Source organism: Apibacter sp. HY039 (assembly GCF_004023655.1).
GTDB lineage: Bacteria > Bacteroidota > Bacteroidia > Flavobacteriales > Weeksellaceae > Apibacter > Apibacter raozihei.
The window spans coordinates 137,136-151,841 of sequence record NZ_SAYM01000001.1; the positions used below are offsets into that span (position 1 = coordinate 137,136).

At 34.1% G+C, this 14,706-nt stretch carries 16 protein-coding genes; 9 read left to right on the plus strand and 7 right to left on the minus strand.

Going from position 1 to position 14,706, the window contains the following annotated elements:
- Window positions 1-53 precede the first annotated feature (53 nt).
- From EQ921_RS00655 to ribH, 5 genes are all read left to right on the plus strand, one after another.
- Window positions 54-887, plus strand: a complete 834-nt coding sequence (locus EQ921_RS00655) for an OmpA family protein (RefSeq protein WP_128150166.1) — start codon at window positions 54-56, stop codon at window positions 885-887.
- A gap of 128 nt (window positions 888-1,015) precedes the next feature.
- Window positions 1,016-1,399 carry a DUF3127 domain-containing protein gene (locus EQ921_RS00660; protein WP_128150168.1) on the plus strand — a complete coding sequence of 128 codons (384 nt, stop codon included), beginning with the start codon at window positions 1,016-1,018 and terminating at the stop codon, window positions 1,397-1,399.
- 48 nt (window positions 1,400-1,447) lie between these two features.
- On the plus strand, window positions 1,448-2,119 hold the full coding sequence (gene aat, locus EQ921_RS00665; protein WP_128330183.1) for a leucyl/phenylalanyl-tRNA--protein transferase: 672 nt from the start codon (window positions 1,448-1,450) through the stop codon (window positions 2,117-2,119).
- Between the two features lie 38 nt (window positions 2,120-2,157).
- A complete protein-coding gene (locus EQ921_RS00670) occupies window positions 2,158-2,871 on the plus strand; it encodes a tol-pal system YbgF family protein (RefSeq protein ID WP_128150172.1) in 714 nt (237 codons plus the stop codon).
- Window positions 2,871-3,353 carry a 6,7-dimethyl-8-ribityllumazine synthase gene (ribH, locus tag EQ921_RS00675; protein WP_128150174.1) on the plus strand — a complete coding sequence of 161 codons (483 nt, stop codon included), beginning with the start codon at window positions 2,871-2,873 and terminating at the stop codon, window positions 3,351-3,353. The genes EQ921_RS00670 and ribH overlap by 1 nt, the downstream gene beginning before the upstream one ends.
- Before the next feature lie 31 nt (window positions 3,354-3,384).
- Here the strand turns inward: ribH and EQ921_RS00680 are convergent, their stop codons facing one another.
- Window positions 3,385-4,008 carry a DUF2306 domain-containing protein gene (locus EQ921_RS00680; protein WP_128330184.1) on the minus strand — a complete coding sequence of 208 codons (624 nt, stop codon included), beginning with the start codon at window positions 4,006-4,008 and terminating at the stop codon, window positions 3,385-3,387.
- Window positions 4,009-4,037: 29 nt separating this feature from the next.
- Here EQ921_RS00680 and EQ921_RS00685 point away from each other — a divergent pair, with 29 nt between their 5' ends.
- Window positions 4,038-4,907, plus strand: a complete 870-nt coding sequence (locus EQ921_RS00685; RefSeq protein WP_128330185.1) for a YARHG domain-containing protein — start codon at window positions 4,038-4,040, stop codon at window positions 4,905-4,907.
- Between the two features lie 8 nt (window positions 4,908-4,915).
- On the opposite strand, the gene hemC is transcribed toward EQ921_RS00685, so the two are convergent.
- Together hemC and hemA are read right to left on the minus strand one after the other, a co-directional pair.
- Window positions 4,916-5,830: a hydroxymethylbilane synthase gene (hemC, locus tag EQ921_RS00690; RefSeq protein WP_128150180.1), complete on the minus strand. Its 915-nt coding sequence runs from the start codon at window positions 5,828-5,830 to the stop codon at window positions 4,916-4,918.
- A 10-nt stretch (window positions 5,831-5,840) separates the two neighbouring features.
- Window positions 5,841-7,091, minus strand: a complete 1,251-nt coding sequence (gene hemA / locus EQ921_RS00695) for a glutamyl-tRNA reductase (protein WP_128330186.1) — start codon at window positions 7,089-7,091, stop codon at window positions 5,841-5,843.
- A 168-nt stretch (window positions 7,092-7,259) separates the two neighbouring features.
- Between hemA and EQ921_RS00700 the strand changes: the two genes are divergently transcribed.
- The 3 genes from EQ921_RS00700 to EQ921_RS00710 all read left to right on the plus strand — a co-directional run bounded on the left by EQ921_RS00700 (window position 7,260) and on the right by EQ921_RS00710 (window position 9,308).
- Entirely contained in the window at window positions 7,260-8,129 is an 870-nt protein-coding gene (locus tag EQ921_RS00700) for a helix-turn-helix transcriptional regulator (RefSeq protein WP_128330187.1), read from the plus strand.
- Between the two features lie 137 nt (window positions 8,130-8,266).
- Window positions 8,267-8,890 (plus strand): endonuclease III, encoded by a 624-nt coding sequence (gene nth / locus EQ921_RS00705; RefSeq protein ID WP_128150186.1) that lies wholly within the window; start codon window positions 8,267-8,269, stop codon window positions 8,888-8,890.
- 34 nt (window positions 8,891-8,924) lie between these two features.
- Window positions 8,925-9,308, plus strand: coding sequence for a DUF423 domain-containing protein (locus EQ921_RS00710; RefSeq protein ID WP_128150188.1), 384 nt, complete (start codon window positions 8,925-8,927; stop codon window positions 9,306-9,308).
- On the opposite strand, the gene EQ921_RS00715 is transcribed toward EQ921_RS00710, so the two are convergent.
- The 4 genes from EQ921_RS00715 to EQ921_RS00730 form a co-directional block, all read right to left on the minus strand.
- Window positions 9,282-10,364, minus strand: a complete 1,083-nt coding sequence (locus EQ921_RS00715; RefSeq protein ID WP_128330188.1) for a glycosyltransferase family 9 protein — start codon at window positions 10,362-10,364, stop codon at window positions 9,282-9,284. The genes EQ921_RS00710 and EQ921_RS00715 overlap by 27 nt on opposite strands.
- A gap of 21 nt (window positions 10,365-10,385) precedes the next feature.
- Window positions 10,386-11,204 carry a 2,3,4,5-tetrahydropyridine-2,6-dicarboxylate N-succinyltransferase gene (locus tag EQ921_RS00720; RefSeq protein ID WP_128330189.1) on the minus strand — a complete coding sequence of 273 codons (819 nt, stop codon included), beginning with the start codon at window positions 11,202-11,204 and terminating at the stop codon, window positions 10,386-10,388.
- Between the two features lie 273 nt (window positions 11,205-11,477).
- On the minus strand, window positions 11,478-12,638 hold the full coding sequence (locus EQ921_RS00725) for an aminotransferase class V-fold PLP-dependent enzyme (RefSeq protein ID WP_128330190.1): 1,161 nt from the start codon (window positions 12,636-12,638) through the stop codon (window positions 11,478-11,480).
- Window positions 12,639-12,857: 219 nt separating this feature from the next.
- A complete protein-coding gene (locus EQ921_RS00730; protein ID WP_128330191.1) occupies window positions 12,858-14,633 on the minus strand; it encodes an ABC transporter ATP-binding protein in 1,776 nt (591 codons plus the stop codon).
- Between the last annotated feature and the right edge of the window lie 73 nt (window positions 14,634-14,706).

Sequence of the window (14,706 nt, forward strand, 5' to 3'; positions counted from 1 at the left end):
TTGGCTCTGTTTTTGATGACTGAGATCTTGACTAATATCAAAAAATGGTAAATATGAAAGTTATTAAATTAGTATTATTGTCTTCCATCGGACTTTTAGCGATGTCTTGTGTAAGCAGGAAAGAGTTTGAACAAGCTAAAGCTAATTATCAGTCTTGTTTAGAAAGAAATGCAGAAAAAGACAGAACAATTGCTACTCTGGAAGAAAGAAATAAGTCTTATGATGAACAAATGAACTTACTGAGAAGACAGAACGAAACTTTACAGAAAAACCTTGCTGACTGTATGGCTACTGGGAAAGCGGGTTCTGTTAATATAGATAATCTGATTAGAGAAATCAATGCTTCCAATGCGTATATCAAAAGATTAACTGAAGCTCGTGCTAAAAATGATTCCCTTAACCTTGCTTTATCCAATAAGCTTAAACGTTCGCTGGATAATTTAAATGACACTGATGTAGATGTTAAAGTACAAAAAGGTGTTGTTTTTATATCTTTATCTGACAATATGCTGTATAAGTCCGGAAGCTATGAAGTACTTCCTTCTGCTGAAAATGTTCTGGAAAAAGTTGCCAGAATTATTAACGACTACAATGACTATGACATTCAGGTTCAAGGATATACTGACAATGATCAATTTAGAAATTCTTCTGCCGGATGTATAAGAGACAACTGGGACTTAAGTGTTATGAGAGCAACCTCTATTGTTAAATTGCTTCAAACCAAATTTGGTGTTAACCCTGCCAGAATGCTAGCAGGTGGTCATGGAGAATACCAACCAAAAGTAGCTAACGATACTCCTTCTAACAAAGCGATTAACAGGAGAACTGAAATTGTTATCTTGCCTAAACTGGATCAGTTTATGGAATTGATGGATATAAAAAAATAATTTAAAAATATAATTAGTTAAGTTTAAAGAGCCTCATAATGAGGCTTTTTTATTTGTTATTTTTTTATTAACATCCTTTTTACAGTCTGAATTTTTTTATATTTTTGTACTTAAATTAAATTTAAAAAATGGAAATAGCTGGAAGGATTAAATTAATTTCTGATATTCAGACCTTTGATAGTGGATTCAAAAAAAGAGAATTGGTTATTACAACTGAAGAACAATATCCTCAACATATTTTAATAGAATTATTGGGAGACAGAACTGATATTATCAACCCTTTCAAAGTAGGTGATGATGTAAAAGTATCGATCAATATCAGAGGTAGAGAATGGGTTAATCCGCAAGGAGAAACTAAATATTTTAACAGCATTACCGGATGGAGGATTGAAAAGTTAACGATGGATTCAACTATGAACTCAGGCGGTTCTTCCATGTCTCAACAACCACCTGTATCTCCTGCCCCAACAACTCCTATGCAGGAAGATGAAGATGACGATTTACCATTTTAAACATATATAAAATACAATTTAAGCACCTGCCAACAGGTGCTTTTTTTTATGGAAACAATTTACCTTCTTAATGAAAAATTAGAATTCCCTGAAACCTCATTAGCTCTGAAAAACGGTCTTCTTGCTGTTGGTGGTGACCTATCCCCTGAAAGGGTATTACTAGCTTATAAATCCGGAATCTTTCCCTGGTTTAACTCCGATGAGATCGTTCAATGGTGGGCTCCAGATCCCCGATTTATTCTTTTCCCAAAAGAAATCAAAATATCTAAATCTACACGGAGATTACTTTCTAAAAATCATTTTCGGTTTACAGAAAATCTTTGTTTTGAAAAAGTAATTCGCCATTGTGCTTCTGTTAAAAGAGAAGGACAGGATGATACATGGATTACAGAAGATATGATTGAAGCTTATATCCGATTACACAGATTAGGTATTGCAAAAAGCTTGGAAGTCTGGGAAAATACTGATTTAGTCGGCGGTTTCTATGGTATTGATTTGGTTGACGTTTTTTGTGGGGAAAGTATGTTTTCATTAAAACCTAATGCCTCAAAATGTGGATTTACCTATTTTGCTGAAAAATATAAAGATCACTATAAAGTAATTGATTGTCAAATCTATTCCACCTATCTTGCTCAGCTGGGAGCCTGTGAAATATCATTAAAAACTTTTAAAAATTATCTGGATACCGACCGGGTTAAAAATTTGCATTTCAAAGAATAAATGTCTATTTTTGCTCGCTAAAATATAATCGGACAACCATGTCAATTAAAAGAAATAAAAAAGAAGTTCACTCTACCACTAAAGATGTTTTAAACTCTGCAAATGAAATCGCATCATCCGGTGAAAAATTTCTGGAAAAATTTGCCAAACCTATCGGAATCATTTTCGGTGTAGTTATTATTGCTGTTTTAGGTTATGTACTTTATGATAATTACGTGGTTACTCCTAAAAATATAGAAGCTTCAGATTTGATGGTTGATGCTGAAAACTTATATAATGAAGGCAAAACGGATCAAGCTTTAGGAGGTAAATCAAGTGGTATTTCCGGATTTGTTGATATCGGTGAAGAATATAAAAATACCAAAGCCGGAAAATTAGCTTATTTATATGCTGCGTCCACAGAATTTAAAAACGGAAACTATCAAAAAGCATTGGATCTTATTCAAAACTTTGATTCGTCAGATAAAGATTTGAAAGCCGTAAAATATGGTATTATGGGAGATGCTTATGCAGAATTAAATAATACAACTGAGGCTTTAAATTATATGACCCAGGCAGCTAACGAAAGCTCTAATGCTGCTACTGCTTATCAGTTTAATAAAAAAGCCGGAATTTTAGCTATGTCGTTGAATCAAAATGAAAAGGCTTTAGAATTCTTTCAAACAATACACGACAAATATCCGGATGTTGATCAGTCCGGAGAAGTTGAAGCATATATAGAACGATTAAAATACGCAACAGGAAAACAATAATGGCAACAACAAACTTATCCGCTTACGATAAAAAAATATTACCCAATGCCGAAACTTTTCGTTTCGGTATTGTTGTTTCTGACTGGAATTCAGAAGTAACTCATAATATGCATAAAGGTGCATTAGAGACACTTCTCGATTTAGGAGCCCGTGAAAAAAATGTAGAAACTATTTTTGTACCGGGTGCTGTAGAATTGGTGTACGGAGCCAGCCAGCTATGTAAAAAAAACAACTATGATGCTATCATTGTCATAGGGTGTGTGATTCGTGGTGAAACGGCCCATTTCGACTATGTATGTTCGAGTGTTACACAAGGAGTAACTCATTTAAATACACATACTGATACTCCGGTAGTATTTTGTGTTTTAACGGATGATCATCTTCAACAATCCTTAGACAGGAGTGGAGGAAAGCTAGGAAACAAAGGAATTGAAGCCGCAGTTGTAGCTGTACGAATGGCCGATTTGAAAAGTAAAATTTAAAAAAAATAAGAGGAGAAACTAATTTCTCCTCTTATTTTTTTATTTTTATGATAATCTCAGCAATTATTCCGTTAATTCCAAAACCCAGCCAGGAAATTAGTCTGTATACATCCATAGGAGGTAAATCCCAACAGCTAAATATAATTACTTTCCATAATCGTAACGTTATAGCAGAAAGAGTCAATGCATAGCTCCTGATCATATAATTCTTATGGCTCTTTATGTTCCTTCTTTTTGCCAGTATAAAAGCTTTATAAGTTGTCCACCACCAGGCAACCGAAAGAATTATAAATGCCAGAATGGAAATTAAACCACCATTTGCATAAAATGACATCACAAGTCCTGACGGAGCTGCAAATACCATCACATCTATAATATAAACATAACCTAAGTATCTATGAACACGCGGATATTTCCTTGTTAGGAAACCGGAAAACTGAGTAAACCCGGCAAATACCGATATAAAAGAAGTAAAAACATGAATATAAAATGCTGTTTTCCAAATTTTAATATGCAAGTAATCTTGTTTGATACGTAAAAACCCAACATCCTGATCAAATGTAAAATATTGTACACTTATTTTAAGTAGCAATATTGTATAGTAACCGAGTACAGCTAAACTTAATATTTTTATTACATTTGCAAAATAACGCATAAAAATGCTTGTTTAATAAAATTTTTACTATGCAAAAGTACATATATATTCTCATTCCGTTTTTAATTTTATCATGTAATAAAAAATTGAACGAAGAAATTAATGATAAAAAGACTTCCGCTTATAAAACAAATCCATCAGAAAAAAAAGATTCTATAATTAGTGAAGGAATCACCGGTCTTTGGTTCGGAAAATTTGATCTTTCGGAAAAAGAATTGAAAGCCCGGAAGGAAATCAATAACTTGGAGTCTGAAGATAGACCTCAACATTTGCTATCATTCACCTATATTAACCCTTCCACCGGTTATTGGGAAGTAAAACCACCAAATTCGTTAGCTATAGAAATTTATTCATTAAACAACGATAGTTCTTTTACCGGAAGATCTATTTGTGCGGGAAATATATATGAAATAGAAGGTAAATTTTCTAAATTAAGAGATCAATCCTATCATTTTCAAGGCAAGGAGATTGGAGAGGGCAATAACAAAGGAACTTTTGACTTCAAAATTTTTGAGGGTACTGCCATTGGATATTGGATATCCGATTCAAATAAAAAGAAAACTTTCGGTTTAAGTTATATAAACTTTGTATATGATAAGAATGCAGGTCAGGATCAATTACTTATAGAGACAAATCCTTCGGTATCACTATTAAATTCCTCACATATCGAAAACTTAAGGCGCCATGAGCTAAGAATAATCAGAAATACTATATTTGCACGTCACGGAATGAGTTTTACATCTTCAGACCTAAGAAATTATTTTGAAAGTAAAGATTGGTATATCCCTCACACAAAAGATGTAAACAAAGATCTTACTCCTGTAGAAATAAAAAACATAGCTTTAATTAACCGGTACGAGGCTTATGCAGAAGATACGTTTCAAGAATTCGGAAGGTAGTTTTTAAACTATATATAACTCTTGATTTCATCAATAATATCTTGAGCTCCTAATTCTTTTGCTTTATTTGCCATTATTTTACCGATAGAACTATAGCTTTGTATGGAAAATTCATCCTGAATAATTACCTTTTTCTTTCCATCTAATGAAACGATTCCTCCCTGGAAAATCAATTGGTCATTTTTAATTTTAGCATGGGCTCCGATAGGTGCAGTACATCCTCCTTCCAATACATTCAGAAATTCTCTTTCAGCAGTAACACATTGTTGAGTTTCTTTATGATTGATTTTCTTGAGAATTTCGTTTACTGGAACATTATTTTCCAAAGATGTTATCCCAACGACTCCCTGTGCTGGAGCGGGAATTATAAAATCAAGCACTTCATAATCCATCTGTAAATCCAGTCGTTTAATTCCAGCTAAAGAAAATATAGTTCCATCAAAGTTTTCTGTTTCTAACTTAAGTAACCGGGTTTGCACATTTCCCCTGATATTACTAAATTTTACTTGTGGATAGGCTGCTTTCCAGAAAGCCCTACGTCGTAAACTTCCTGTACCGATATACAGATTTTCAAAGTTGCCTGCCTGAAGATTTTTCTTTGGGTTACGAATAAGAATATCCGATTCATAATCGCGCTTTAAAACAGAAGATAATATAATGCCTTCAGGCAATAGGGTAGGAACATCTTTTAAGCTGTGAACCGCAATATCAATCTCATTATTTAACAATGCTATATCTAAATCTCTGGTAAAGACTCCTACTACATTCATTTGATAAAGGGGCTGTGTCAGATTTTTATCCCCTAAGGAAGCGATAGGAATAATCTGTGTAGTATGTCCTAACTTATTTAATTGTTGTTCTACTTCCAGAGCCTGCCACATGGCCAAAGGGCTGTTGCGTGTACCTATGCGAATAAGATCCATGGTATTATATTTATTTTGAGACTTCCAACTGAAACATCTCTTTAAATAATCCTATGGTATCCTCCGCTTTTTCAGGATTTTTAATTAAGTAGTCAGCAAGCCTGTTAGTAATTTTTTGTACAATACGATCCGATAATTGTGTTTCTTCTTGTGACACATTAATCTGATCTTTTTTTAATGTTTTAATCTGATATTCCTTAATTCTGTCTAAATCTGATTTAAATGCGTAAATTACAGGTACATACTTTCGGTTTTCAAACCATAAAATAAACTCTTCCTGCATTTCTCTTACAATACTTTCAGCCTTAGGTATTTCTTTATTACGAGCTTCCAATGTATGATTGATAGTTCGTGATAAATCATCTACATTTAAAAGAGTTACATGATCATACTCTTTCAAATCCAACGATATATTTACTGGAACAGAAAGATCAATAAGCAAAACGGGTTTTTCGGAAATCAGGTCTTTTTTGGTAATAACCGGCTGAGAAGCTCCTGTAGCAACAATTACAATATCTGATTGATTAAGTTGTTCTTTCAGGCCTGAGTATTCTTTAACATTAAGATTTAAAGAGTCTGCAATATCTTTTGCTTTGGAAATTGTCCGGTTTATAAGAGTTACCTTTGGTTCTTTGATATGTTTTACCAGGTTTTCACACGTATTTCTGCCAATTTTACCCGTGCCAACCAGCGTAATATTTTTATTGGAAAGATCATTGCAATTGTTCAGTATATAATGAACCGCAGCATACGACATAGAGGTAGCACCGTTGCTTATGGCTGTCGAACTTTTTATTTTTTTAGAAGTTTGTATCCCCGTATTGATAAGTCTTTCAAGAAAAGCATCCGTAGCCTGATATTTCTTAAATCTTTTAAACCATGTTTTTACCTGGGATATGATTTCAAAATCACCTAGAATCTGGCTTTCCAAACCTGCGGAAACTCTTAAGAAATGAGTTAAGGCATCATAACCATTGTAGATGTTTATATAAGAGGTAAACTCTTCAGAAGAAACACCAATTTCTTCACAAAATAGTTCTATTACTGAATTTATATCGCTAGTGTGAGTATAAAGCTCTGTACGATTACAAGTGGAAAGTATAAAAACTTTAGTATCCGTAACTTGTTTTATCTTTTCACAAAAAGATTCCACCAATTCAGGAAAAAAACTAAACTTTCCTCTTATTTTGGTATCAGCCTTTTCGTAACTTAAACTTACGCTGTAAAAACGATGGATTGTATCAGATGAAAACCTTTTCATAATTCGTGAAACAAATTTATCAATGTGAATACATAGAAAATACCTATTTTTATAAAAAAATACCTCTGAAAGTCGTATTTTTGAATTTTGGAATGATTCTAAATAGTAGTATAACTATGATAAAAATCATGAAACTCTAAAATATAGTGTTTTTACAAAGAGTAGCAAATGGATTTAAAAAATACCTTTAAAAGTAGAATACGAGAGAATAAAATTGGCAAAGATATTTATCTTGCACAGATTGACAACTATACCATTTTTACCGATACCATATCCAAACCGGTGGGTAAAAGGTTCATACAATTTTATTTTTGCACCAAAGGAAGGGCTACCTTTCATTTTGAAAACAAAGATCAATATCTTATGAAAGAAGGATATTCTCTGCTTCTTTTTAATTCTGAAATTGATATTCCCATAAATATTAGCCTGGCAAAAAAATCTAAATTGATCATTTTTGTTATCACCTTAAATAAAATGGAAGAAATATTTACGGGTTTCGAAGGTAAATTACCTTTCCATGAATCACTAACCGCTCGAACTTTATATAAAGAAAAACTTCTCAGCGTACCTGAAAAACTAATCATTACCCAATTGGAAAATTTCTCTCTGGACTCGGATTTTGAAAATATGTATCTTTCATTAAAACTTCATGAATTATTGCTACATTATTTCTCAGTTACAGATCCAATTACTGAAAAAAACAAAACGCTTAAGGATGAAAAATTTTTAGAACAACTTCAGGAAATAAAAGAACTATTACTGGAAAATATTACACATCCGCCCACCTTAAATGACCTTTCCTTACAGTTTAATTTAAGTGAATATAAGATTAAAGAAGGCTTTAAAAAATATTATGGAAAGACTCTATCCCATTTTCTTTTAGATACTAAAATGGAAATAGGAAAGGAAAAACTGGATTTAAAAGTAAAACAGGTGCAGGAAATAGCTCACGATTTAGGCTATGAGAATCCCAGCCACTTCATTGAAGCATTTAAAAAAAAGTACGGAATTACACCCAAACAATGGATGATGAAATAACAGATAAATTTCTTGAGATTAAAATAATTAAATATTGATTTATAATCTACAAACCATTCTTGAGATTAAAATATTTTTTTTAAAGTTCTCCTTTTCCAAATGATAATTTATTACTTTTAGCCGACAAAACTACTTATATGAAGCAAAAAGATAAAGTAAATTATATTATAACCGAATTAAACAGACTTTACCCTAACCCTGTAGCTCCCTTAGACTACCAAAATGTTTTTACACTATTAATTTCTGTTTTGCTGTCAGCTCAAACAACGGATAAAAAAGTTAACGAGGTTACTCCGGCTCTATATAAAATTGCTCCCAATGCATTTAAAATGGCGGAATTGCCAGATTGGGAGATTAAAGAATATATAAAAGAAATAGGTTTATCCAATACCAAATCCAAAAATGTACACAATCTTTCCCAGATATTAGTTCAAAAATATAACGGTGAAGTTCCTGAAAGCTTTGAAGAGCTGGAAGCCTTACCCGGCGTGGGACACAAAACAGCCTCAGTAGTCATGAGCCAGGGCTTTGGACATCCTGCCTTTCCGGTAGATACTCATATACACCGACTCATGAAACTATGGAAGCTCACTAAAGGCAAGAATGTGGAAGAAACGGAAAAAGACGCCAAGAGATTATTTCCAAAAGAACTCTGGAATAAACTACACATTCAAATTATATATTATGGTAGAGAATATTCTCCTGCCCGCGGATGGAAAATTGAAAAAGATTTTATTACCAGACATATCTTAGAAAATTAATTTTTCTTATTTTTATACTTACATATAAAATTCAATGAAAAATATCGTACTTATCTTTGGAGCCATCTACGGAATGACTTCTGTGATTTTGGGTGCATTCGGAGCCCATGCATTTAAAAAAATATTATCTCCTGACAGGATTGCCAGTTTTGAAACCGGTGTTAAATACCAGATGTATCATGCTCTGGCACTTTTACTAATAGGCTTTTCTCTTTCTTTTACTACGGGATTGGAAAAATGCGCCGGTTGGGGAATGATTGTCGGAACCTTCTTGTTTTCCGTTAGTATTTATTTCCTGTCATTTTCAGAATACTGGAATGTAAATCTTAAATTTTTGGGGCCTATAACTCCATTGGGAGGACTTTTTATGATTGTAGGATGGGGTTGTTTATTATTTTATTTTATTAAAGGTAGATAGATGCTCCTTTAAAAAAGGTCTGATTTTAAGAATGACAAATTCACTGGAGAGCATAAGATAAAACTTGGAAGAATCCTTACATAGTTCGCTGGGATAAAAATCTTCATAAAGTCCGGGCAAAAAATCATGCAGATGAACACTTTGGTGCAAACTGGTGTTTTCGTAGCAAGCCACGTCTTTCCTGTAAACATATGGAGGATAAATAGTAAATGTAGGCTTTTGCAACGCTTTTGCCGTGACTACGGAACGGCTGTCGTTACCAATAAAAAGAGTACAATTATCCATAAATGCCAGATACTCCCGTACAGATTTACCAACGGGCTGAACAAAAACTTTGGTATTAGAATTAAGCAAGGATAATAATTCATTTACCTGCTTGTACTGTGAAGGCAAATAATTGAATAATAAATCGGCTCTATAATTTGTCCAGAGATAATCAATTAATTTTGCCATGCTTCCCAGTGTCCAGGTATTGTGTTTATTTGAGCCGAAAATTCCAAGCATAATTACTGGCCGGGTAAATTTTATACCCGCATTCAGCATAATTTCCCTTGCTTCAGACCTTTCTTCATCCGTAAGATATATTTTCACCTGAGGGTCTATAGGCACGGTATGATCTTTTAGAAATTCTTCTAAAACAACCAATCGGTTTTCCAACAGGTTACAGGTCTGCGTCAACGGCTCTGAGACAGGATGTATAACTGAATGGTAAAAAATATCGGTCAGGGGTTTATGAAAACCATATTTCTTTTTTGCCTTTGAAAAAAAAGTAGTAAACACACTTTTAAAATCAACAGACATATCAATAAGTATATCATATTTTTCACTTCTTACCAGTCGTATGTATTTATACATAAACAAAAGTGAATAAATACGGTTACTGTCCACTGCGATAATTCTATCAATTTGGGGGTTCTTTTGCAGAACCCCCTTATATTTTCTGTAACACAGAAAATCTATTTTTATATCCGGATAGATTTTCTTCAGATTATTAGCCACAACGGTAGAAATAAGTACATCACCGATAGAACTATATTGTATAATTAATGCTTTCACATCTATCCTTTTAGTTATTTTTTAAACAGAAACGCTGTGTTCTCTCAAGGCATCATTAAGAGACGTTTTTTTATCGGTACTTTCTTTACGGGTTCCGATTATAAGTGCACAGCTAACCCCATAGTCACCTGCGGGAAATTTTTTGGTAATGGACCCCGGAATGACCACTGAGCGAGGAGGAACGTATCCTTTATACTCTTTAGGTTCACTACCGGAAACATCTATAATTTTAGTTGACGATGTAAGAGTAACATTAGCTCCTAAAACAGCTTCATCATCTACATGAACACCTTCTACCACAATACATCGGGAACCGATAAAACAATTGTCACCAATAATAACGGGAGCTGCCTGCAAAGGTTCCAATACCCCCCCAATACCTACGCCTCCGCTAAGGTGTACATTTTTACCGATTTGCGCACAACTTCCAACCGTTGCCCAGGTATCTACCATAGTACCTTCACCAACATAAGCTCCAATGTTTACATAAGAAGGCATCATGATAACCCCTTCTGAAAGAAAAGACCCTTTTCTTGCTGAAGCACCCGGAACCACACGAACTCCCTGAGAGGCATAATCCGTTTTCAAAGGCATTTTATCATGGTATTCAAAAACACCTACTTCTACCGTTTCCATATTCTGAATTGGAAAATATAAAACCACTGCTTTTTTTACCCACTCATTTACCTGCCATTTACCTTCACCTAAGGGTTGTGCTACCCTTAACTTACCACTATCCAACAGATTGATAACTTCTCTGATTGCTTTCTGATAATCACCTTGAGAAAGAAGTGCCCGGTCATCCCAAACCTTCTCTATGGTATGCTGTAAATCTTTCATATTCTTAATTTAAAAGACAAATTTACTAATTTTACTTTAGTTCTTTCGGATTAATTATCTATATAAACTTTTCAGCGATTATAATTTTCGATAGTACCTGCATACTTACTTCAATTTCCAGCAACCAATGGAAATGAATACTTAATTTAAATTGTAAACAGTACGCCTGCTTTACTTATTTAAAGAAAATTATAGGTATAAAATATCACTAATGAAGCATTTCAACAAAAAAATACAGCGCCGTTTTACTAAGCTTTAAATATAACCTGCCTTTCAGACTACTTCCAAGTATTCATTTTGCTCTTTCAGCATTTTAAAATCGGAAATTAATTCATCACAAATCGAATCAGAAACATGATCCATGATATAAATATGAAGTAATGTATTGCTTTTAACCAATTTATATTTTTCAATTAATTGCTTTTGATGTTGCTGGTTAAATATTTTAGCAAAGGTATTTAGTGGTATTACAACTGCTAATCCTCCTTCCTGACAAAAAGCATCCTCTATACCCATACATTTAAGATTAAAAACCATTTTTTCTACTTTTCCCAGATTAACTGTCAACCGGTTATTCATTATTTCATGGTTTAAATCCTGCAATAATTCATTGATCACAGATGCTCTGAATCCATCCCGGCTTCCATAAACCGTAATGTCATCCATATTATTAAAATACGAAATTGTATTTGCTTTATTTTTAAAATCTTTTACCACCTGCTGGCGAGCCAAAAATATATTTGCCGGCATTGGAGAACCCAGTACTTTATGCATACTCACCGTCATAGACGAAATATCCTTATTTTTGAATGTAAAATCGTTTTTTGAAGGAAACTGTTGCTCAGATAAAAATGGAACAATCATTCCTCCTAATGCAGCATCGAGGTGAAAATAAAATTCACAGGACTTTGATTTAAGAATATTCAGACAATCTTCAACCGGATCATAGGCTGAAGTCATAGTAGTTCCTGCTGTAAGAACCATAACTACTTTCTCATTTTTCTCTATTTGCTGGTCCAGATCTTCAAGATCTATTTCTCCATTCAGATGGCTTTTAATAACTTTTACCTTGTTGAATTTTAAGCTTGCCGCAAATTTGAAAATACTGTAATGGGCACTGTCACTGAAAACAAAAGTAGCATTATCAACTATTAAAGAACCCATCCACATTCCCTGTAAATTACCCAGAGAAGATCCTTCTCCTACGTAACCCCAACACTCTTCTTTAGTAAGATCCAATACATGAGCCACTTTTTCTACCGCTTGTCTTTCCTCATCCATTGTATTAGGTAAAGGACAATCTTCCTCTAGATAACAATCTCCAAGATTATTAGTCAGGTAGTTAAGTCTGGCAACCATTTTATCAGACACATTGATTTCTGAAAGATTTACCTGTATACCTAAATAATACTTGTTTTTTAACCCGTTTTCCATTCTTACGTTTTTTAGTGTTTTATTTGTGTTAATTAATTTATGCCAAGTGCAAAAACCCCTATATTACACAAAAACTATACCTTTATTTAATTTTTCGATAAAATTTAACCAATCAAACACTTAATACGTTTAATATAAATAAGTTAAAAAATGAAAATAATAAATGATTGAGATAAATATTTGCGTAGTCAGAAGTTTTTTTAATAAAAAAATAAACGTTTAGCTAAGTGTTTTTTCATTAAACTGAGCATCGTATAATTTCTTATAATATCCTCCTTTTTCCAGCAGGAACTTATGATTTCCTTTCTCTACAATTCGTCCATGATCCAGTACAATGATCGTATCTGCATTCTGGATGGTTGCCAGCCGGTGCGCAATAATAATGGAGGTACGATTGCGGGTAATCTTATCTGTCGCTTTTTGAATAAGTGCTTCCGACTGAGTATCTATGGAAGAAGTAGCCTCATCCAATACCAGAATGGAAGGATTATACAAATAAGCCCGCAGGAAGGATATCAGCTGTCTTTGTCCTAAGGATATGGAAGAACCCCTTTCGCTGACCTCATATTCGTAGCCATTGGGAAGGCTCATAATGAAATCGTCAATTTCAATTTCCCTGGCAGCCTGCCGTACCTGCTCATAGGTTATATTTTTGTTTCCTAACGTTATATTTTCCATCAAAGTTTCGTTAAAAAGGAATACATCCTGTAAAACCACGGCAATATGCGAACGAAGATTATGCAGTTCATAGTTTTGAATATCCACTCCGTCAATATAAATATGCCCCCCCGATATATCGTAAAAACGGCTTAATAAATTGATGATGGTCGACTTTCCTGCACCGGTTGCTCCTACGATAGCCACCCGTTCTCCGGGATTTACAGTAAAGGAAAGATCTTTCAACACATTTTCACCTTCCACATAGGAAAAATATACCTTATCAAAAACAATATTTCCCAGAATCGTTTCTTTTTTTACCGTTCCGTTATCCGGAATTTCATGTTGGGAATCCAGCACGGTAAATACTCTTTCTGCACCCACAATTCCCCTTTGTATGGTATTAAACCGATCGGCTATCTGACGCATAGGCCGTACCAGCATATTGATATAGGAAGTGGTGAAAGCAATGACTACACCCGGAGATATATCATGGGCTGTCAGTGCATTTCTCCCGGCATACCAAATCATGATACCCACAGCTACTCCGGTGATAATATCCACCACTGGAAAAAACAGTGAGAAATAAAAAACCGTTTTTAAATATGCTTTTTCCAGCTGGGTGTTAATCCTGAAAAAATTATTGTATTCTTTTTTCTGCTGATTAAAGACCTGAACGATATTCATGCCTGAAAGCCTTTCCTGAACAAAGCTGTTCTGATTGGCTGTCTGGGTACGCTCCTCCGAAAAAGCCTTTTTAATAGCCTTTTGAAATGTACGGGTAATGATAAGCATAACAGGAAAGATAAAAAGGGCGATAGTTGCCAGTTCCCAGTTGATCCAATACATGACCACCACTACGAAAATGATGCGAAGGATATCTCCCAGAACCATAAGAATACCATCGGTAAATATGGTTGAAATAGTTTCAATATCTGATACCGAACGGGTAACCAAAACCCCGAGGGGGGTACGATCAAAAAACGCCGACTTAAAATATATCAATTTTTTATACAGTTTAATCCGTAAACCTCGAATTACATTTTGTGCAACATAATTAGACGCATACACCAAAAGATATTGCAAAACGACCTCAGCCAAGAGTAATAAGAAAATGAACAACAGAGACTCATACAAATCTGGAAAGCTCTTATGGGTGAGTATGTCGCTGTCTATAGCCCGGCTGATTAATACCGGACGATATGAGGACACAAAAGCCAGAACCAAGGCTATCAACAGGGTAGAATAAAACCATAGCGGATAACCGCTTCCCAGCTTCATAAGGCGACGTAGCGCTTCACCGGTTCCGATGGTTTCGTTCTTTTTATTATTTTTCATTGAAGTCTACAAAATTACTATTTTTTTGAAATAGATTCTTTTATTCTAAAATAATTATATTTGTTCTGACCCT